Below are 20,781 nucleotides of genomic sequence, written 5' to 3' on the forward strand. Positions count from 1 at the left end.
ACGTAAAATTATGCAAAATAGTCTCTTATTCCATTATTTTTTCGTTGTACTGCTCAGTACATCTTGCGCCCAACAACCCGACAAGGACATAAATCGTCCCGAAAGCATTGATTTTACTACGGAACTTGTGGTTGAAGACCTCCAGAACCCTTGGGGCATGATTTTTATGCCGAACAATGCCATTTTAATCACGGAAAAGTCCGGCAAAGTACTTATGCACCGGTCAGGAAGGACTTTTGAGATTGAAAATCCACCGGAAATCTACAATCGAGGACAGGGCGGTCTCATGGATGTGGAGTTACATCCTGATTTTAAAAACAATGGCTGGATCTATTTTTCCTATGCCTCTACCGAAGGCGAAGAGAAAGGTGGGAACACGGCCATTATGAGAGCCAGACTTTCCAATAACAAACTTATGGACAAAGAATTGCTCTATAAAGCTTCACCAAATTCTACAAGGGGACAGCATTTTGGTTCCAGAATTGAATTTGACAGGAACGGTTACCTGTTCTTTTCCATTGGGGAAAGAGGAAACAGGGATGTGAATCCGCAGGACATTACAAGAGATGGCGGAAAAATATATCGCTTACATGATGATGGCAGCATTCCCGAAGACAATCCATTTATTGACGAAAAAGGAGCAAAAAAAGCTATTTATAGCTACGGACACCGAAATCCCCAGGGTCTTGCGCTCCACCCGGAAACGGGAGAACTTTGGGAACATGAACATGGCCCAAGGGGCGGGGATGAAATCAATATCATTAAAAAAGGAAAGAATTATGGTTGGCCAGTGGTTACCTACGGCATCAATTACAGTGGAACCAAGATAACGGATGAAACCAGCCGACCTGGTATGGAACAGCCTATATACCAATGGACACCATCGATAGCCCCATCGGGAATGGCCTTTGTCACCTCTTCCAAATATGCTGATTGGAAGGGCAATCTGTTGGTGGGCTCACTGGCATTTCAATATCTTGAACGGCTTGAACTTGATAACAATAAGGTAATCCGCCGAGAGAAACTGTTGGACGGTTTGGGAAGGGTGCGCAATGTAAGACAGGCTCCGGACGGTTTTATTTACGTAGGTGTAGAGGGCAAAGGAATTTACCGATTGGTTCCCAAATAAAAAAGGCTACTTCTTCATGGCATCGATGGCCAATTTCACCGAACCATATTGTTTCAAAGCCTTTTCGGCATCTTCATAACTTAGTCCCAGCTCTTCCATGATATAGCGGGAACCCCTATCCACTAGTTTGATGTTGCTCAACTGCATATTTACCATTTTGTTTCCTTTGACCCGGCCAATACGGATCATTAACGCCGTGGAAATCATGTTGAGTACCAATTTTTGACTGGTCCCACTTTTCATGCGGGTACTTCCGGTCAGAAATTCCGGGCCTACATTTATTTCAATGGGAATATCCGTGGCCCGTGCCAATGGTGACCCTGGGTTGTTCGTAATGCCTACCGTTAAAATACCATGGGCCTTTGCATCGGCTATGCCGCCCAAGACATAGGGCGTTGTTCCCGAAGCGGCAATACCTATAAGCACATCGGTATCATTGATTTTGTGTTCCTGAAGATCTTTCCAAGCTTGATCGGTATCATCCTCCGCGAATTCCACAGCTTTTCTTATTGCTGTATCGCCACCGGCAATCAATCCGATTACTTTATCATAAGGCATTCCAAAAGTCGGGGGTATTTCAGATGCGTCCAATATTCCCAGTCTGCCGCTGGTTCCCGCACCAATATAGAACAAACGCCCTCCCTGCTCAAAACGCTTTGCCGCCTCATCCACCACCTTGGCCACTTGGGGCAGAACCCTTTCCACGGCATCGGCCACTTTTTTATCCTCTTTATTGATATTGGCCACAATTTCCAACGTATCCATTTCATCCAATTTGTCGTAATTGGAAGGTTCCTCTGTTATTTTGATGTGCTTTTCTGCCATTGATCTATAATATTTGCAGGTTCAATTTTTTAAATGCATCCAGTTTTGCGTCCCACGGTTCGAGTTCGGTGACCATAGTGTTGATTGCATTTAAATGACATGTTTTAAAACGATGTTGCGAATTCAGTTTTTCAGAAATACATAGGAGTACCGTTCTCTTGGAGGCATTGATAACGGCCTTCTTGGTCTGGACCACATCCCAGTCAAATTCCGTCAAACCAAATTCGGTATCCACATAACCGGTACCAATAAAACTATAATCCACTTTAATGTCGGACAGGGCATGGATGGTACTTGGCCCCATGGCTATCTGTGAATCCCTGGAAAGCGTACCTCCGATAAAAATAGTTTCAACATTGGGTTTGCGAAGCAGTTCCATGGCTACAGGCAAACTCAACGTAAAGCACGTTAACTTGAGGTTTGCGGGCAATAGCTTGGCCAGTTCCAAGCAGGTGGTGCCCCCGTCTATCAAAATAACACTATTGTTTCTCAGCAGCGTAATGGCCTTTTTGGCGATATCTATTTTCTTGTCGACGGCATAAATATTGCTTTTTTGGGGACTTTGGTTGGCAAATCCCAAAGAAAGTGCGCCTCCATGCACCTTGACCAAAAGGTTTTCTTCGTCCAGTTCCTTCACATCCCTCCGCACCGTATCTATGGAAACGTCGAGCTTCTCGGCCAAATCCGTCAGCAAGACCCTGTTGTGCAATTCCACCTCGTTCAATATGGAATGTTGTCTTTCCTCTTTTAGCATCTGTACGCTGTTTTTCATCAAAGTTCAAAAGTAGAAAACAATTGAAGAAAATACTGTTTGCCGCAAAAACAATATCACTACTTTTCAAAAACTGCAAATTCATGCAAATATATTGCAATATTTTGCTTTTTAATGCTTTTTTAAATTATATTTGCTTTGTAAAACGCATTAAACCTGACAAAAACATGCAACTATCGGCTGATAATCTGTTAAAAAAAGAACCCCTGGATACCGAAACGGTAAAATTCGAAAAAATCAACACCCATATTTATGAGGACTCCCAGAGTGCATCTTGGTATGTGGCCAATGAGATTGCCAGGCTCATCAAACAAAAACAAGATGAAGGAAAAAAGGCGGTTCTTGGATTGGCAACCGGCTCAACCCCTACCAAAGTTTACGACTATTTGGTAAGGTTCCATAAAGAAAATGGCCTGAGCTTTAAAAATGTGGTCACCTTTAATTTGGACGAGTACTTTCCCATGGAACCGGATTCCATTCATAGCTACGTCCGCTTTATGAACGAGCATTTGTTCGACCATATCGATATTGAACCACATAACGTCCATATCCCTAACGGGAACCTGCCCAAAGAGGAGATCAGAAAATACTGCTTGGACTATGAAGAGAAGATCCAAAACGTCGGGGGCATCGATATTCAGGTGCTGGGGATAGGTAGAACCGGACACATCGGATTCAACGAACCGGGATCTTCCCTAAGCAGCAAAACGAGATTGGTACGCTTGGACCGGGTAACCAGACTTGATGCCGCGAGCGACTTCTTTGGCGAGGAAAACGTGCCCAGAAGGGCCATAACCATGGGCGTTGGCACCATAATGAACGCCAAAAGAATCATCATCATGGCCTGGGGAGAAGGAAAGGCCCCGATTGTTCAACAAGCCGTAGAGGGTGAAATAAAGGAATCTGTTCCCGCCACTTTTTTACAACATCACGAAAACTGTGATTTTGTGCTGGATGATGCAGCAGCATCGTTTTTGACCAGAGTAAAAACCCCGTGGTTGGTATCTGAATGCGAATGGGATGAAAAACTCATCAAGACCGCATCAATATGGTTGTCCGAAAAACTGGACAAAGCCATTTTAAAACTGACCAACGAAGATTATAATGAGCATGGAATGGGCAACTTGATCGCCGAAGTGGGTTCGGCAGAACAGATCAACCTATCCGTCTTCAACCAATTACAGCGTACCATCACTGGATGGCCCGGCGGAAAACCCAACGCAGATGACAGCCAAAGACCTGAAAGAGCGCAGCCCCACCCAAAAACATCTTTGATTTTTAGTCCACATCCTGATGATGATGTCATTTCAATGGGAGGCACCTTATTGCGATTGGTAGATCAAGGACACAATGTGCATGTAGCATATCAAACTTCTGGAAACATTGCCGTCTTTGATGATGAGGTCATTCGTTTCCTTGACTTTGCAACGGATATCCAAAAAGAGAACAAGGAGCTCCAAAAGAAATTCAAAGAAGTACGAAAGTTCTTGGCCAATAAAATTCCAGGGGAACTGGACAGTCCAGAAGTACAGCAGTTCAAAGGTCTGATACGAAAAGGTGAGGCTTTGGCCGCTTGTAGATATTGTGGTGTTCCGGAAAAAAACGCACACTTTCAAAATCTACCGTTCTACGAGACGGGTGCCGTAAGAAAAAAACCGCTTTCTGATGAGGATGTTCAAATCACCTATGACCTGCTCAATAAACTAAGACCACATCAAATTTTTGCCGCTGGCGACCTATCCGACCCCCATGGAACCCACAGAGTCTGCTTGGAGGTGGTTTATAAAGCCATTCAACGTCTTGTGGACGAAGGTTCCGACTGGATTCATAAATGTTATGTATGGCTTTACAGGGGCGCATGGCAGGAATGGGACATTGCCGACATGGAAATGGCCGTTCCCATTGGTCCAAAGGATATGAGCCGAAAAATCAACGCGATTTTTAAGCACCAATCCCAAAAGGACAGCGCCATGTTCCCAGGAAACGACAAAAGGGAATTCTGGCAGCGCGCAGAACAAAGGAACAAGGATACTGCAAACCGCTACAACCAACTCGGAATGGCAGAATATGAGGCTATGGAAGGGTTTGTACGCTACCGTTTCTAGGAAAACATTATTTCATTTTAAGTTGTTAGTTGTTTAATTTAATCTTGCAAAAGGCCTACATTAGTAAATCGTAGGCCTTTTTTTTAACGTGTATGCATCGACTTCTCTTTCTGGTCCCGATACTTTTCCTGATTTCCTGTGCCACTGTAAAAGCACCAAAAAAAGAATTTAGGGGTGTATGGATAGCAACGGTGGCCAATATCGACTGGCCCAAACATCCGAATGACGATGTGGCCAAGAAAAAAAAGGACTTCATTGAAATTCTGGACTTTTACAAAAAAATGAACTTCAATGCCGCTATCGTTCAAATACGAACGGCGGGAGACGCCCTCTACCCCACAGATTTCGCACCTTGGTCCAGATACTTGTCAGGTTCGGAAGGTACTGCCCCAGAAGGATTTGAAGAACCTTTGAAATGGATGATCAACGAGACCCATGCAAGAGACATGGAGTTCCATGCATGGCTAAACCCATACCGAGCCACCGTAAGCCTGGACACCACATTACTTTCAAAAGAACACGATTACTATCAACACCCCGAATGGATCGTACAGTACGGCAAAAAAAATTATTATAACCCCGGACTGCCACAGGTAAGGGAAAAGTTCAATAAAATCGTAAAAGAACTGGTCACCAAATATGAAGTGGACGCCATCCATTTTGATGACTATTTTTACCCCTATAAAGTGGAAGGTGAAACTTTTGAGGATTCCGAAACATTTTCCAAATACGGATTGAAGGGTCAAACCTTGGAAGATTGGCGACGTAGCAACGTGGACTCATTGGTACAAAATGTACATGAAACCATCAAAAAACATAAGCCATGGATACAATTTGGAATAAGTCCTTTTGGCGTTTGGAAAAATAAAAGTACCGACCCAAGAGGTTCCGATACCAAAGCCGGGCAAACCACATACGAGGACCTCTATGCCGACCCGTTGCTTTGGGTACAACAAGGATGGTTGGATTATTTGGCCCCTCAGGTGTATTGGAGCATGGACTATCCAATCGCTTCACATAAGACCATAACCCGTTGGTGGGACGAGCACACCCCTGCAACCAATCTTTATATTGGCAATGGCACTTACAAAATCAAGAACAATGCGGATAAGGCGTGGAACCAAAAAAATGAAATTCCCAAACAGTTAAGTTATGCCCGCAAATTGGAACATGTGGATGGGAACATATTTTTCAGTGCCAAATCTTTGATCGGACAACACGAAAAGGTCAACCAAAAACTCCAGAGGAAATTTTACCCCTTGCCTGCCGAGAACCCAGGACCGCTCAACAAAATCATTAGGGCAGTGCAACTTCCAGCCATCAATTCCATCGAACTTAAAAATCAAAAATTGGATATTTGTATCAACCACACCGACGATGTACCCAGATTTTTGAACCTTTACATTGCTAAAAACAAAAAGTCCCAACTCGTTCAAAAAAAATATCTTTCGGAAAATACTTTGGAAGATTGCTTTCAATTTAAGTTGACCAAAAAGCAGTTGAGGAACGAATTACAGATCAATATTAGTGATGCTTATGGCAATCAAAGTGCCATGGCACCGATAAACGTAAATTAGACCATTATGCAGGATATGCTTGTCCGCCTTTTGGACCTACCGGATATCTCAAAAGAGGAAAAGATCCTTTTTGAGAAAGAAGGCATTGTTTTTAAAAGACCCATAACACCCGAAAAAAGTATTATCGTTGATTGGGTCAGCAAGCACTTTAGTAAAAATTGGGCGGATGAAACGGAAGCCGCCTTTTCAACCTTGCCCGTAAATTGCATTATTGCCCAGAAGGACCAGGAAATTTTGGGCTTTGCCTGTTTTGAGAGTACCGCGAAGAACTTTTTTGGTCCCACAGGAGTAGTCCCAGCCGAAAGAGGCAAAAATATGGGAAAGGTCCTGTTGGTAAAATCCTTATTGGCCCTCAAGGAGATGGGCTATGCCTATGCAATCATCGGTGGAGTGGGCCCTGCATCTTACTACGAAAAAGTGGTCGATGCCAAAATCATTGAAAAATCGGAAAAAAGCATCTATCAGAATCTATTAAAACACACCAAATGAGTATAGCTCCAAAAGATAAAAATGCTTGGTTATGGATTCCTTTTCTATATTTCACACAAGGAATCCCCTACATACTAGTGGTCACCGTTTCCGTGATCATGTACAAGCGCTTGGGCATTGGCAATGCCGAAATCGGATTATATACCAGCTGGCTATACCTCCCTTGGGTAATTAAACCGCTCTGGAGCCCCATCGTGGACCTCAACGGTACCAAAAGAAAATGGTTCTTGGGAATGCAATTGATCATTGCTCTGGCTTTTTTGGGGATTGGGCTCTTTTTGCCATCAAACTCATTTTTCATCATAACATTGGCGTTTTTTTGGATGGCCGCCTTCGCCTCTGCAACCAACGATATTGCTTCGGATGGCTACTACATGATTGGTCTAACGCAGAAAAAGCAATCCTTTTTTATAGGACTGCGCAGTACCTTTTACCGATTGGCCATGGTAACCGGACAGGGACTTTTGGTAATATTTGCGGGTTTTTTGGAGAATCAATACGGAGACAATACCAAAGCTTGGTCCGTTACCATGATAAGTGCAGCGGTATTAATGATAGTTCTTACCATTTCCAATTTTTTTACGGCACCAAAATTTGAAGAAGCCACCTCAGAAACCAAAGAAAAGCCTGCGGGCTTTTTAGAGGTATTCGCCACTTTCTTTAAAAAACATCAAATTGGAATCGCCCTTTTGTTCATCCTTACGTATAGACTGGGCGAATCGCAATTGGTGAAAATGGCGTCTCCTTTTCTATTGGACCAATTGGAAATGGGCGGGTTGGCCTATTCAACCGAAGCCGTAGGCACAATTTACGGTACGGTCGGTATTATTATGTTGTCCCTAGGAGGGATACTTGGCGGTATCCTAATATCCCGGGACGGGTTAAAAAAATGGATGTTGCCCATGTTGTTGGCCCTCAATCTTCCAAACGCGCTTTATGCACTTTTGGCGATAACCCAAACTACAAGCGTCTATGCCGTAGTGGGCACCGTGGTCATTGAGCAATTTGGATACGGGTTCGGTTTTGCGGCTTTTATGATGTACCTGATCTACGTGGCCGAAGGAGCCTCCAAAACCTCCCATTATGCCATTGCGACGGGGTTTATGGCCTTGGGAATGATGCTGCCCGGCATGTTGAGCGGCTACATACAGGAATGGCTGGGGTACGATGGCTTTTTTATCTGGGTGGTCATTGCTGCCCTACCGGCCATTTTGGTGCTCCGATATTTGAAATATCCAGCAGATTACGGTAAAAAAACGGCTGAAACCAATGACTAAAGCACAATCGAAATATAAGCTTCCCAAAGAAAAATTGACCCTAAAACAAAAAGTCGGCCAATTGTTTATGCCTGCGGTTTTCATCAACGACACAGAAGAAGAGGTTCAAAAAATGGAGAGGCTCATAAAGGAGCACCATGTGGGTTCTGTATGCTTTTTTCATAGTAGGGCGAGTGCGGCCACCAATTTTGAGGGAAAGAAAGCGGTGGTCCACAACGAGAAGAGCTACGACCGCTTGTTGGAACTTATAAACCGTTATCAAAATGCGGCCAATGTACCCTTGTTGATCGCCATTGATGCCGAATGGGGGCTTGCGATGCGCATTGAAAATACGCCACAATATCCGTATGCCATAACACTGGGTGCCTTAGAAGACAATATTGACCTCATCCGTAAGGTTGGGCAAGCTATTGGAAATGATTGCAAAGCAGCAGGAGTGCATTGGAACTTGGCGCCCGTTGTGGACATCAACAATAATCCGGAAAACCCGGTAATCGGGTATCGCTCGTTCGGAGATGACAAAAAAAAGGTTTTGGATAAGGCCCAAGCATACATAACCGGGATGGCCAATAGCGGAACTCTGAATTCCATAAAGCATTTTCCAGGGCATGGCGATACGGCCACCGACTCACATTTGGGGTTGCCAATCATCGATAAATCCATGGATAAACTCATGGAGAATGAACTCTTCCCTTTCAAAAAATTGATTGAATCCGGTGTGGACTCCGTAATGGTAGGCCATTTGTTATTGCCACAGTTAGATGAAGAGCACCCCTCCACGACCTCATCAAAAATAATTTCTGATGTATTGAGAAAACAATTGGGTTTTGATGGTGTCGTAATTTCTGATGCACTTAATATGCATGCTGTATCCAAAAAATATCCTGAAAAAGGAAAACTGGAAAATGCCGCCTTCATGGCAGGAATGGATGTGCTTTGCTTTAGCGAACATGTGGTTGAAGGTATTGATGAAATCATGAAGAATGCATCCGAAGAACGTATAAATGAAAGTTTTGACCGGGTGTGGAACTTAAAAAGAAAGGCGTTCGAAAATGGCAACAGTTTTAAACCGGAACGTCCTGAAGTTTATCAAGAATTGAACAGGGAAGTTGCAAAAAACTGTATCACCGAACTGTATGGAGACCCGTCGGCAGTGAAGCGGATAAAATCATCTGGCTTTCTGAACGTTTCCATGAGTCTAAGCAAAGAGAATCTTTTTGCTAAGCAACTTGCTTCGCACTTTGGGTCGGAAATTATAGAACTTGAAAAGATACCCATTGACAATCCGGAGAATATCGTATTGAGTATTTTTCCGCCCGTCGTAAAACCAAAAGGCCAATTTGGCTTTGATGACAGCACATTGTCCGCAATCCAAAAACTGGTAAAAGAAAAAAACACCTTGATCTATCTATTCGGGAATCCTTACGTGCTCGATATATTAGAACTGAGGCCATCTTCCAATGTAGTTTTGGTTTATCAGGATTTTCCGGAATTTCAAAAAGTGGCCTTTCAACATTTTATCCAAGAAATAGAAGCCAAAGGAAGCCTTTCCATTCAATTGAAAACAGTAAGCACTAACAGAAAAAATCTTTCGGATTAATACCTTTGACCATATGACCATTTATAAAATTTTAGGATTGATGTCCGGCACCTCATTGGACGGACTGGACATGGCGTACTGCCATATTTGGGAAGACATGGGAAAATGGAACTTTTCCATTAAAAAAACTGCGGAAATCGACTACACTGACGAAATGCGGGATTACCTCAAAAATGCGATCCACCTATCCGAAGAGGACCATGCACAATTGCACAAAGATTATGGCATCTGGCTCGGCAAACAAAGTAAAATATGGATGGAGGACCTAGGAGAAGAGGTCGATTTTATCGCGAGTCACGGCCACACTTCGCACCATAGACCGGAAGAAGGTATCACATTTCAACTTGGAGATGGACAATTACTGGCGAACACTTCTGGAAAACAGGTCGTTTGTGATTTTAGGACCAAGGACGTATCGCTCCACGGACAGGGCGCACCATTGGTACCCATTGGCGACCGATTGCTCTTTCACGAATATGATTTCTGCTTGAACTTAGGCGGTATCAGCAATATTTCCTTTGAAAAAGATGGCCAACGCATTGCCTACGATATTGGATTGGCCAATATGCCTTTGAATTACATCACACATAAAATGGGACTGGCCTATGATGAAGATGGTAAATTGGCCAGCTCGGGCAGTTTGGACCACAAACTGCTCCAAAAGCTCAACAGTTTAAAATACTATACCCTTCCTCATCCTAAATCAACAGGATACGAATGGTTTACCTCCGAGGTTATTCCACTGATCGAAGGATCCAACATAAGCAACGAAGATTTGCTGCATACGTTTATCCATCACAATTGCGAGCAGATTGCATTTGCCGCCAAAAAGAACAAAGTCAAACCAAATAGCAAACTTTTGGCCACAGGCGGCGGTGCCCTGAACGGCTTTTTTATGAATACCCTCCAAGAGAAATTGGGGGACAGCATAAAGGTGGTGATTCCAAACAAAACATTGATTGCTTACAAGGAAGCTCTTGTATTCGCTTTAATGGGCGTTCTCCGTTTGGAAGGTAAGACAAATGTACTAAAGTCAGTTACCGGGGCCGACAAGGACTCCTGCAGCGGGGAAATCTTTTTTCCTGTAAATTGATCAGCTAGTGGCCACTCGCTTTCTTTTGGGTTTGTTCACCAAAAGAAAAATGGCCAGCGCACAGAGTCCGCATATCGCCAAACCGGCAAACAAGGGCCATACAGTATCCTTTACAAACTCCCCAATAAAAGTGGCAATGGGTATGGACAACAGCGTGGAAACAAATCCATTTATAGCTGCACCTATTCCGGCAATGTGCCCTATCGGTTCCATGGCAATAGAACGGAAATTCCCCCACATAAAGCCAAGACAGAAAAATTGGATGGATAAAAATCCGACCAAAACATAAATACTGGGGTTCGGCAAATTCAAGAACAAGATGGAATACGTAATCGCTACCAAGCAAAAAACAATAGTGGCCATTAGGGAAAGTTTACGCATACCAAAACGCATGACCAAGGTACCGTTCAAAAAAGTGGAGAGACCAATGGATATGGCAAGTCCGGCAAAAATGTACGGAAACATTTCCTTTAGGGCATACTGATCTTCAAAAATGTGCTGGGCAGAGCTCAGGTACACCAAAAAAGCTCCGGTCACCAGTCCGGATGTCAATGTAAAGGCCACAGTCTCCCTGTATTTCACGAACTCCTTTAACCCATCAACAAAGACATGGCGGGTAAACGGAATCTTGTACTCGGGGTGTAGTGTTTCTTTTTGTCGTTTCCAAAACCAGAAGGCAACTACAAGAACAAAGAACATTTGAACATAGAAAATGGCCTTCCAACCTGCGGCATCCAAAATCAATTTTCCAATAGCTGGAGCAACAACGGGCACCAAAATAAAAAATGCCACCACGAATGACATGATCTTGGCCATGTAATCACCTTCATACGTATCCCTTATAATGGAAATGGATATGGTACGCGGTGCAGACAATCCAATCCCCTGAAGAATTCTTCCCACCACCATTATTTCTAAGGATGGGGCCATTAAACAAATAACACTGGCCAACAAAAAGATAATAAAACCGATGTACACCACTGGCTTTCTTCCAAAACTATCGGAAATAGGACCAAAGAAAAGTTGCCCCACACCCAGTCCCAAAAAAATCATGGTGACCAACAATTGGTTGTCCGTAGGGTCGGTACTATCGATTGCAGTTCCAATATTCGAAATCGCAGGCAGAATGGCGTCTATGGCCAGGGCCACGATGGACATCAGGGCGGCCATCATGGCCACAAATTCGAAGTTGGGTTTCTGATTTAACTTTTGCATTGGGCAAAATTAGGAATACCCAACGTACCAGTAAAGGTTTTACTTAAGTATTAATGTTATGATTTTGATAATTTCTGGAATGTTTGGGACTCTCTGGTAAAGCGCAGTCGAGACCAATTAAGAAACTTTATTATGTTTGGTGTCAGGTCGAGCGCAGTCGAGACCCACCAAATCATGAAACTATATTTTGTTTATATATTAAAATGTGCTGACGGATTAACCTACACCGGAATTACAGATAATATGGACCGTAGGTTAGCCGAACATCAAAGCGGAACAAACCAAACGGCTTTTACCTATCGAAGAAGACCCGTTCAGCTTATCTTTCAGCAAGAATTTAATGATGTTTTGCAAGCCATCTATTTTGAAAAGAAAATAAAAAAGTGGAGCGCCAAAAAGAAGTTTGCCCTTGCCTCAGGTAATATGGATGTGCTTCAAATTTTAGCCGAATGTAGAAATGCTTCGCATTATAAGTTTAATCCAAACCAAGATTGAGGTCTCGACTGCGCTCGACCTGACAAGCCTCTATTATTTTAAATTCTATTTTTCGTGAAATTATTGCAATTCGTGTCAAGTCTGTGCACTAATCCTACAACGGAATATTCCCATGCTTTTTCCAAGGGGTCTGTACCTCTTTTTTCTCCAACATAGCAAACGTCTTCAACAATTTGCTTCGGGTATCTTTGGGCAGAATCACCTCATCGATAAAACCTCGTTTGGCTGCTCGGTATGGATTGGCAAATTTATCGGCATACTCAGCTTCCTTCTCCTTTAATTTGGCCTCTGGATCATCGGCTGCGGCAATTTCACGTCTAAAAATGATTTCACTGGCGCCTTTGGCCCCCATTACGGCAATCTCGGCCGTGGGCCATGCATAGTTAAAGTCTGCTCCAATGTGCTTGGAGTTCATTACATCGTAGGCGCCACCATAAGCTTTACGGGTGATTACGGTAACTCTTGGCACGGTGGCTTCACTCAAAGCATAGAGCAATTTGGCACCATGCACAATTATTCCGCTCCATTCTTGGTCCGTTCCTGGCAAAAATCCTGGAACATCCACCAGCACCAACAATGGAATATTGAAGGAATCACAAAAACGGGTAAAACGAGCCGCTTTTCGGGAACTTTTCACGCCCAAAACCCCAGCTAAGAACATAGGCTGGTTGGCAATGATTCCGATGCTTCGCCCTCCCAATCTGGCAAATCCTGTGATAATATTCTCCGCATAATCCTTATGGATCTCGTAAAACGAATCTCCATCAATTATGCCATTGATCACATCGTGCATATCGTAGGGCTTGTTGGGGTTGTCGGGAACTATTCCTGATAACTCCTCCCTTGTCTCATCACCGAGTTTATAGGGCAATAAAGGTGCAGTCTCTTTATTGTTTTGTGGGAGATAATCCAACAACTTTCTGATATCGTCCAAACAAGTGGCATCATTCGCAGAGGTCTTATGGGCTACCCCGGACTTAACGGCATGTGTACTGGCACCACCCAACTCTTCCGAAGTCACGGTCTCATTGGTCACTGTTTTTACTACGTTCGGCCCCGTAACGAACATATAGCTTGTTTCTTCCACCATTATGATGAAATCCGTCATGGCAGGGGAATAAACAGCTCCACCAGCACAAGGCCCCATAATGGCCGAAATTTGTGGGATAACACCTGATGCCTGCACATTACGGTAAAAAATATCGGCATATCCTCCCAAGGATTTCACACCTTCCTGAATACGGGCGCCACCAGAATCGTTGAGCCCAATTACGGGCACCCCAACCTTCATGGCCAAATCCATAACCTTACAGATTTTCTCCGCGTGGGTCTCTGACAATGCGCCTCCAAAAACAGTAAAATCCTGTGCATACACATAAACCAGTCGACCATTTACCGTTCCGTAGCCCGTCACTACGCCATCACCATAGTACATTTCCTTGTCCATGCCAAAATCGGTGGTACGGTGGGTAACCAAAATTCCCATTTCCTCAAAAGAGCCCTCATCCAAAAAATAAAGTACCCTTTCGCGAGCCGTCAACTTTTTCTTTTGATGCTGTTTTTCGATACGCTTTTCCCCTCCGCCCAAATGGGCTTCGGCTATTTTTTCCTGTAATGCTTTTATTTTGGGATCCATAGGATTCAGTTTGAAGGTAATCTTACTATTTTTTTGTCTTCCAAAAATTGATATAGGGCAACCATGGCGGCAACTTCTGCCTCTTTGGCGGTTTGCTCCTGGATTTTTTCGGGTGAATAATAATTCTTCACAAAATGGGTGTCAAAATTTCCTGAGCGGAAAGCTTCATGGGAAAACACAAAACTTCCGAAAGGCAAGGTGGTCTGCACCCCTTTTACTTTATAATTTTGAATGGCATCGAGCATCAGTTCAATGGCTTCTTCACGGGTTTTACCATAGGTAATCAACTTGGACAACATGGGGTCGTAATAAATGGGGATATCCATTCCTTCCCTAAAACCATTGTCCACCCGAACACCTTCGCCAGTTGGTAACTGATAGGTCTCCAATCTCCCCACACTGGGCAAGAAATCGTTCAACGGGTCTTCGGCATACACCCGAAGCTCCACCGCATGACCTTTTATGGTAAGTTCCTCCTGTTTCATGGGAAGCTTTTCGCCTCGGGCCACTCTGATCTGCAATTCGACCAAATCCACCCCAGTGATCAATTCGGTAACAGGGTGCTCCACTTGCAGGCGGGTATTCATTTCCAAAAAGTAAAAATTGTGGTCGGCATCCATCAGAAATTCAACCGTACCAGCACCAACATAATCACAGGATTTGGCCACTTTGCAAGCTGCCTCGCCCATTTCTTTTCGCAGTTCTGGCGTTAAAATGGAGGATGGCGCCTCTTCCACTACTTTTTGGTGGCGGCGCTGTACACTGCACTCCCTTTCAAAAAAATGCAGCACGTTCCCGTGGGTATCGGCCATTACTTGCACCTCGATGTGCCGTGGTGATTTTACATATTTTTCAACAAAAACGGAACCATCACCAAAGGCTGATGTAGCTTCACTAATGGCGCGTTTCATACCTGATTCCAAATCTTCCTTTTTCTCCACGATACGCATTCCTTTACCACCGCCACCTGCAGAGGCTTTTATCAATATCGGGTATCCAACTTCGTTGGCTATTTCGTGTGCCTTGGTTACATCGCTGATGGCCTCATCAATACCTGGCACCATGGGAATATTGTAGGCCTTTACCGCTTCCTTGGCTGCCAATTTGCTTCCCATAATACGAATGGCCTTTGATTTTGGCCCTATAAAAGTGATTCCGCTTTTCTCAACGGCTTCTGCAAAGTCGGCGTTCTCGCTTAAAAATCCGTAGCCGGGATGAATGCCGTCCACATTAAGCTGTTTGGCCACCTCAATAATCCTGTCTCCTTTAAGATAGGATTTGTTCGATGGTGCCTCCCCGATACAAACTGCTTCATCTGCAAATTGTACGTGCGGTGCATTCCTGTCCGCTTCCGAGAAAACGGCAACAGTCTTAATGCCCATTTTTTTTACGGTCTTCATTACCCTGACCGCAATTTCGCCACGATTGGCAATCAATATCTTTTTCATGATGTGTTATTGAAATTCGATCAACAATTGCTTCTTGTCAACAGCAGCTCCCTTTGATACATTGATGCTTTTTATCACACCTTTGCGCGGTGATGTAATGATGTTTTCCATTTTCATCGCCTCTAAAATCAATAATTGGTCTTCTTCGTTCACTTCCTGACCTTCTTTCACCAAAATATCCAAGATAAGACCGGGCATCGGGGCCGAAATGGAGTCGATATTTTTGCCTGCTTTGGTGGCAAAACCCATTTTTTTAATGAGTTCGTCCAGGGGTGTTCGGATAGAAGTTTGAAATTCACTGCCGTTCACGCTAATAGTATAGCTTCCTTTGTTAAAATCAGAATCCAGAATTTTGATATGGTATGAAATACCATTCTTAAGTAAATGAAAGGCTGCTGGTCCTGTTTTTATCAAATCCAACGAAGAGATGGCATCCGCAGAAAGTGCAAAGTCAAAGTCGTCCCCAACCTTGACAGTATATGAATTATCCATAAAAAAGGTTTCCATAGGTTAGCTTGATAAATATAAGGGTATTGCATTAGAATTCATACAAAGCTATACCCATTAAGCAGGATTAATTATGACATTGATCATTAATTTCCTTATTATTAATCCTTAATTATGTAGTATCGTTCATAGACAGGAGATGTAATCATTTGTGTATTTTTGATGCCAAAATTCAAACTATGTTGATTCTAGGGATTGCCGGGGGCACAGGCTGCGGAAAAACAACGGTGGTAAACCAAATAGTGGAGCAATTGCCCACGGACGAAGTAGGTGTGATTTCCCAAGATTCTTATTACAATGACCTTTCCCACCTGACGCGTGAAGAAAGGACGCATATTAATTTCGACCATCCCAATTCGATTGATTTTGACCTACTGATAGAGCACATCAAACTGTTGAGGCAGGGCAAAACCGTGGATACCCCGATTTATTCCTTTGTAGAGGAAACACGTATGAAGGAAACCATTCCCACCCCACCAAGAAAGGTAATGATCGTTGAGGGCATATTGGTCTTGAGCAATCCTAAATTAAGGGATATGTTCGATATAAAAATATTTGTTCACGCCGATTCGGACGAGCGGCTCATCAGAAGGTTGCAACGCGACACCCAGGAACGTGGGCACGACCTAAAAAAGGTGCTCACAAGATACCAGACCGCCGTAAAGCCCATGCACCTTCAATTTATTGAGCCCTCCAAGGAGTTTGCGGATATCATCATCCCAAACAATCATTACAATACAGTTGCGGTAGATATCGTAAGAACCATTATCAACAATAAACTATCGTAATATGGGCCTAAAGGACTTGAGGAAAAAGAAATGGTTCAAGATAATGACCAACACCTATATCTTGGTGCTGACCATTTTTGTGATCTGGATGGCTTTTTTTGACACCAATTCCCTTTTGATTCATATGGAATTGGAAAACGAAATCGATAAATTGGAGAAGGAAAAGGATTTTCTGAAAAACGAAATTGCCAAGGACAAGGAAATCCTGGAAAAAATGTCGGACGAAAAGGAATTGGAAAAACTTGCCCGTGAAAAGTACTACATGAAAAAGGACAATGAAGAGATATTCTTGATCGAATATGAAGATAGTCTAAAGAACAAACAAGATGAATAACACCGGCCTATTTAGCGAATTTCCCGAAGTTTCCGCAAAACAATGGAAACAAAAGATTCAGATGGACCTTAAAGGGGCGGACTACAACGAAACCTTGGTCTGGGAATCCCTGGAAGGAATCCACGTTAAGCCTTTTTATCATCAAGAAGATATTGAGAACATCCCTACCTTTTCATTGCCAAAAGACCACCAATGGTCCATTGGCCAGTCCATTTATGCCGGTAATGAGCAAAAAGCCAATGAAGAGGCTCAGGAAATCCTAAAAAAAGGGGTCGAGAGCTTGGTTTTCACCATACCCAACGAGAATACTGATTTTGAAATCTTGTTCTCCGGAATCGATTTGCAAAAAGTGGAAACCTACTTCAATTTTGAGTTTTTGGCTTTGGAACCCATCAAAAAATTGATTTCCCTTCTAAAGGAAAAAAAAGCAAAGGCACATCTGAATATTGACATCATTGGACATTTGACCAAAGATGGCAATTGGTACCACAATCTGGAAAAAGACCATAAGTTATTGACGGATTTGGTTTCTATAGGCACCCCTGGGATTTTAATGATCGGAGTCGATGCATCGCTCTATCAAAATGCCGGGGCCAACATGGTGCAACAATTGGCGTATGCATTGGCCCATGGGAACGAATATTTGAACCATATCACTTCGAGCGCTCCTGAGGAGAAGTCTTTTCCCATTACCTTTAAAATAGCAGTGGGAGGCAATTATTTCTTCGAAATCGCAAAAATAAAAGCTTTGCGATGGCTTTGGGAAAGCCTCGCATCGGAATATGGGGTACAAAGCGATTGCAATATCCTTGCAACACCATCAAAACGCAACAAAACATTGTACGACTATAACGTGAATATGCTACGGACCACTTCCGAATGCATGTCAGCGGTTTTGGGAGGTGCCGATACAGTCTGCAATTTGGCCTACGACGCCATTTATCATAAAGAAAATACATTTGGGGAACGGATTGCCCGCAACCAGTTGTTGCTGTTAAAAGAAGAAGCCTATTTGACCGAAGCATCAAAATGCTCCGATGGTGCTTATTACATCGAATTTCTTACCAACCAATTGGCGGAAAAAGCCCTGGCGCTTTTCAAGCAAATAGAAAATACTGGCGGATTTTTGGCAAGCCTAAAGAAAGGTGTCATTCAACAGAAAATAAAAGAGAGTGCTGAAAAGGAACAGCATTTTTTTGATAAAGGAAAGATTATCCTGCTGGGCACCAACAAATATCAGAATCCTCAAGACCGTATGAAGGATGACCTTGAGCTTTACCCTTTCGTGAAGCAAAAAGCACGAAAAACCATCATTGTGCCCATTATTGAAAAACGATTGGCCGAAGCATCTGAACAAAAAAGATTGAACGATGAGTAGAAAAGACCTTCAACAATTGGAACTGACTGTCAGGTCGAGTACTTCCGATAACTATCGGGATGAGACCCAAAGTTACGGGCACGAGAATTTTGCCGCGGGTATTTCCCCATTCCTGCGCGGTCCCTACTCCACCATGTATGTTAGTAGGCCTTGGACCATCCGCCAATATGCCGGGTTTTCCACCGCAGAGGAAAGCAATGCCTTTTACCGAAGAAACTTGGAAGCCGGGCAAAAAGGGCTTTCCGTGGCATTTGACCTACCCACCCACCGAGGATACGATTCGGACAACGACCGTGTAGTTGGCGATGTGGGGAAAGCAGGAGTTGCCATCGACTCCGTAGAAGACATGAAAATTTTGTTCAACGGCATCCCTTTGGACAAAATGTCCGTTTCCATGACCATGAACGGGGCCGTGATTCCCATTATGGCCTTTTATATTGTGGCAGGTCTGGAACAAGGAGTTTCCATGGAACAGCTATCAGGAACCATCCAGAACGATATATTGAAGGAATTCATGGTACGGAACACCTACATCTACCCTCCCACCCCTTCCATGCAATTAGTGGCAGACATTTTTGAGTTCACAAGTAAAAACATGCCCAGGTTCAACAGTATCAGTATTTCTGGGTACCACATGCACGAGGCAGGAGCACCAGCATCCATGGAACTTGCCTATACATTGGCCGATGGTGTTGAATACATGCGGACAGGGATAAAAGCAGGGCTGAAAATCGATGAATTTGCCCCAAGGCTTTCCTTCTTTTGGGGTATCGGAATGAACCATTTTGCGGAGATTGCCAAAATGCGTGCAGGACGTATGCTTTGGGCCAAATTGGTCCAACAATTCAATCCTACAAACCCAAAATCCTCGATGCTTCGCACCCACAGTCAGACCAGTGGATGGAGCTTAACAGAGCAAGACCCATTCAACAATGTGGCCAGAACAACTATTGAAGCCATGGCTGCGGTCTTTGGGGGCACACAGAGTCTTCATACCAACGCTTTGGATGAAGCAATTGCTCTACCTACGGATTTTTCTGCCAGAATAGCCCGGAACACCCAAATTTATCTTCAGCAAGAAACCCATATCACCAAAACGGTGGACCCGTGGGCAGGCAGCCATAAAGTGGAGCAATTGACCCAAGAGATTGCCGAAAATGCTTGGGAACTGATTCAGGAAGTGGAAAAATTGGGCGGAATGACGAAGGCCATCGAAAAGGGCATCCCAAAAATGCGGATTGAAGAAGCCGCGGCCAAAAAACAGGCGCGCATCGATAGCGCACAGGATATTATTGTCGGTGTGAACAAATACCGATTGGAAAACGAAGACGACCTGCAAATTTTGGAAGTGGACAATGCCAAGGTACGCAGACAACAAATGGCCCGTTTGGACCAAATCCGCAATAGCAGGGACTTCAAAAAGGTTGAACAAGCACTAGAAGCTATCCGAAACGCTGCCGAAAAAGCATCAAAAAACCAATCTGACCGTGGAAATTTATTAGCTTTAGCGATAGAAGCTGCCAAAGAACGTGCCACGCTTGGCGAAATAAGCGATGCCATGGAAAGTGCGTTTGGGCGCTACAGGGCAAAAATCCAATCCTTTACCGGTGTGTATTCCAAAGAAATAAAAAACGACGAGAGCTTTGAAAAGGCCCGCAAACTGGCCGACGCCTTTGCGGAGCAAGAAGGGCGCAGGCCCCGAATAATGGTGGCCAAAATGGGCCAGGACGGCCATGACCGTGGTGCCAAAGTAGTGGCCACGGGATATGCCGACCTCGGTTTTGATGTGGACATTGGCCCATTGTTCCAAACTCCTACCGAAGTTGCCAAACAAGCAGTGGAAAACGATGTGCATATTCTGGGCATTTCCTCTCTTGCCGGCGGACATAAAACTTTGGTTCCAGAAGTTATCCAAGAACTTAAAAAATATGGTCGGGAAGATATCATTGTCATTGTAGGTGGCGTAATTCCAAAACAGGACTACGAGCATTTATTGAAAAACGGAGCGGTGGCCGTTTTTGGCCCGGGTACCAAAATCGCGGAGGCTGCCACCGAAATACTTCATATTTTGATGGATTGAACCAGGTAACGTTTTAGCCGGTAAAACTTTAAC

The 20,781-nt window shown here is 43.8% G+C and carries 18 protein-coding genes; 12 read left to right on the top strand and 6 right to left on the bottom strand.

From position 1 onward, the window contains the following. The first annotated feature begins 10 nt into the window (after positions 1 to 10). Positions 11 to 1,129: a PQQ-dependent sugar dehydrogenase gene (locus SD449_RS13525; RefSeq protein WP_318311284.1), complete on the top strand. Its 1,119-nt coding sequence runs from the start codon at positions 11 to 13 to the stop codon at positions 1,127 to 1,129. Positions 1,130 to 1,135: 6 nt separating this feature from the next. Here SD449_RS13525 and murQ read toward each other — a convergent pair whose 3' ends face one another. Then, positions 1,136 to 1,954: an N-acetylmuramic acid 6-phosphate etherase gene (gene murQ / locus SD449_RS13530; RefSeq protein WP_318311286.1), complete on the bottom strand. Its 819-nt coding sequence runs from the start codon at positions 1,952 to 1,954 to the stop codon at positions 1,136 to 1,138. Between the two features lie 4 nt (positions 1,955 to 1,958). Beyond that, on the bottom strand, positions 1,959 to 2,708 hold the full coding sequence (locus SD449_RS13535; protein WP_318311287.1) for a DeoR/GlpR family DNA-binding transcription regulator: 750 nt from the start codon (positions 2,706 to 2,708) through the stop codon (positions 1,959 to 1,961). Positions 2,709 to 2,893: 185 nt separating this feature from the next. Here SD449_RS13535 and nagB point away from each other — a divergent pair, with 185 nt between their 5' ends. The 6 genes from nagB to SD449_RS13565 all read left to right on the top strand — a co-directional run bounded on the left by nagB (position 2,894) and on the right by SD449_RS13565 (position 10,867). Then, the gene (nagB, locus tag SD449_RS13540) at positions 2,894 to 4,831 is read left to right on the top strand and encodes a glucosamine-6-phosphate deaminase (protein WP_318311289.1); all 1,938 of its coding nucleotides are present in this window, start codon (positions 2,894 to 2,896) and stop codon (positions 4,829 to 4,831) included. A 92-nt stretch (positions 4,832 to 4,923) separates the two neighbouring features. Beyond that, entirely contained in the window at positions 4,924 to 6,408 is a 1,485-nt protein-coding gene (locus tag SD449_RS13545) for a glycoside hydrolase family 10 protein (RefSeq protein ID WP_318311291.1), read from the top strand. A 6-nt stretch (positions 6,409 to 6,414) separates the two neighbouring features. After that, a complete protein-coding gene (locus tag SD449_RS13550) occupies positions 6,415 to 6,897 on the top strand; it encodes a GNAT family N-acetyltransferase (protein WP_318311293.1) in 483 nt (160 codons plus the stop codon). Continuing rightward, complete coding sequence (locus SD449_RS13555; protein ID WP_318311295.1) at positions 6,894 to 8,174, top strand: MFS transporter; 1,281 nt, start codon at positions 6,894 to 6,896, stop codon at positions 8,172 to 8,174. Before SD449_RS13550 ends, SD449_RS13555 begins: the two co-directional genes overlap by 4 nt. Beyond that, positions 8,167 to 9,774, top strand: a complete 1,608-nt coding sequence (locus tag SD449_RS13560; protein ID WP_318311297.1) for a glycoside hydrolase family 3 protein — start codon at positions 8,167 to 8,169, stop codon at positions 9,772 to 9,774. The genes SD449_RS13555 and SD449_RS13560 overlap by 8 nt, the downstream gene beginning before the upstream one ends. Before the next feature lie 13 nt (positions 9,775 to 9,787). After that, positions 9,788 to 10,867: an anhydro-N-acetylmuramic acid kinase gene (locus tag SD449_RS13565; RefSeq protein ID WP_318311298.1), complete on the top strand. Its 1,080-nt coding sequence runs from the start codon at positions 9,788 to 9,790 to the stop codon at positions 10,865 to 10,867. Here the strand turns inward: SD449_RS13565 and SD449_RS13570 are convergent, their stop codons facing one another. Next, positions 10,868 to 12,082: a multidrug effflux MFS transporter gene (locus SD449_RS13570; protein WP_318311300.1), complete on the bottom strand. Its 1,215-nt coding sequence runs from the start codon at positions 12,080 to 12,082 to the stop codon at positions 10,868 to 10,870. It abuts the gene before it with no gap. 174 nt (positions 12,083 to 12,256) lie between these two features. Between SD449_RS13570 and SD449_RS13575 the strand changes: the two genes are divergently transcribed. Beyond that, complete coding sequence (locus SD449_RS13575; RefSeq protein WP_318311302.1) at positions 12,257 to 12,577, top strand: GIY-YIG nuclease family protein; 321 nt, start codon at positions 12,257 to 12,259, stop codon at positions 12,575 to 12,577. A 94-nt stretch (positions 12,578 to 12,671) separates the two neighbouring features. Here SD449_RS13575 and SD449_RS13580 read toward each other — a convergent pair whose 3' ends face one another. From SD449_RS13580 to SD449_RS13590, 3 genes are read right to left on the bottom strand one after another with little or no spacing between them, the layout of a single operon-like run. Further along, positions 12,672 to 14,213, bottom strand: a complete 1,542-nt coding sequence (locus SD449_RS13580; protein WP_318311304.1) for an acyl-CoA carboxylase subunit beta — start codon at positions 14,211 to 14,213, stop codon at positions 12,672 to 12,674. A 5-nt stretch (positions 14,214 to 14,218) separates the two neighbouring features. After that, positions 14,219 to 15,661 (bottom strand): acetyl-CoA carboxylase biotin carboxylase subunit, encoded by a 1,443-nt coding sequence (gene accC / locus SD449_RS13585; RefSeq protein WP_318311306.1) that lies wholly within the window; start codon positions 15,659 to 15,661, stop codon positions 14,219 to 14,221. A gap of 6 nt (positions 15,662 to 15,667) precedes the next feature. Then, a complete protein-coding gene (locus SD449_RS13590) occupies positions 15,668 to 16,153 on the bottom strand; it encodes an acetyl-CoA carboxylase biotin carboxyl carrier protein subunit (protein WP_318311307.1) in 486 nt (161 codons plus the stop codon). A 194-nt stretch (positions 16,154 to 16,347) separates the two neighbouring features. On the opposite strand from SD449_RS13590, the gene udk reads away from it, so the two are divergent. Genes udk through scpA form a run of 4 tightly spaced genes read left to right on the top strand, consistent with a single transcriptional unit; the run spans position 16,348 to position 20,748 of the window. Further along, positions 16,348 to 16,956, top strand: a complete 609-nt coding sequence (gene udk / locus SD449_RS13595; protein ID WP_318311308.1) for a uridine kinase — start codon at positions 16,348 to 16,350, stop codon at positions 16,954 to 16,956. A 1-nt stretch (position 16,957) separates the two neighbouring features. Beyond that, complete coding sequence (locus SD449_RS13600; RefSeq protein WP_318311309.1) at positions 16,958 to 17,290, top strand: FtsB family cell division protein; 333 nt, start codon at positions 16,958 to 16,960, stop codon at positions 17,288 to 17,290. Further along, positions 17,283 to 18,668 (top strand): methylmalonyl-CoA mutase subunit beta, encoded by a 1,386-nt coding sequence (locus SD449_RS13605; RefSeq protein WP_318311310.1) that lies wholly within the window; start codon positions 17,283 to 17,285, stop codon positions 18,666 to 18,668. Before SD449_RS13600 ends, SD449_RS13605 begins: the two co-directional genes overlap by 8 nt. Continuing rightward, a complete protein-coding gene (scpA, locus tag SD449_RS13610) occupies positions 18,661 to 20,748 on the top strand; it encodes a methylmalonyl-CoA mutase (RefSeq protein ID WP_318311312.1) in 2,088 nt (695 codons plus the stop codon). The genes SD449_RS13605 and scpA overlap by 8 nt, the downstream gene beginning before the upstream one ends. Positions 20,749 to 20,781: the final 33 nt, after the last annotated feature.

The organism is Flagellimonas crocea, assembly GCF_033441595.1.
GTDB lineage: Bacteria > Bacteroidota > Bacteroidia > Flavobacteriales > Flavobacteriaceae > Flagellimonas > Flagellimonas crocea.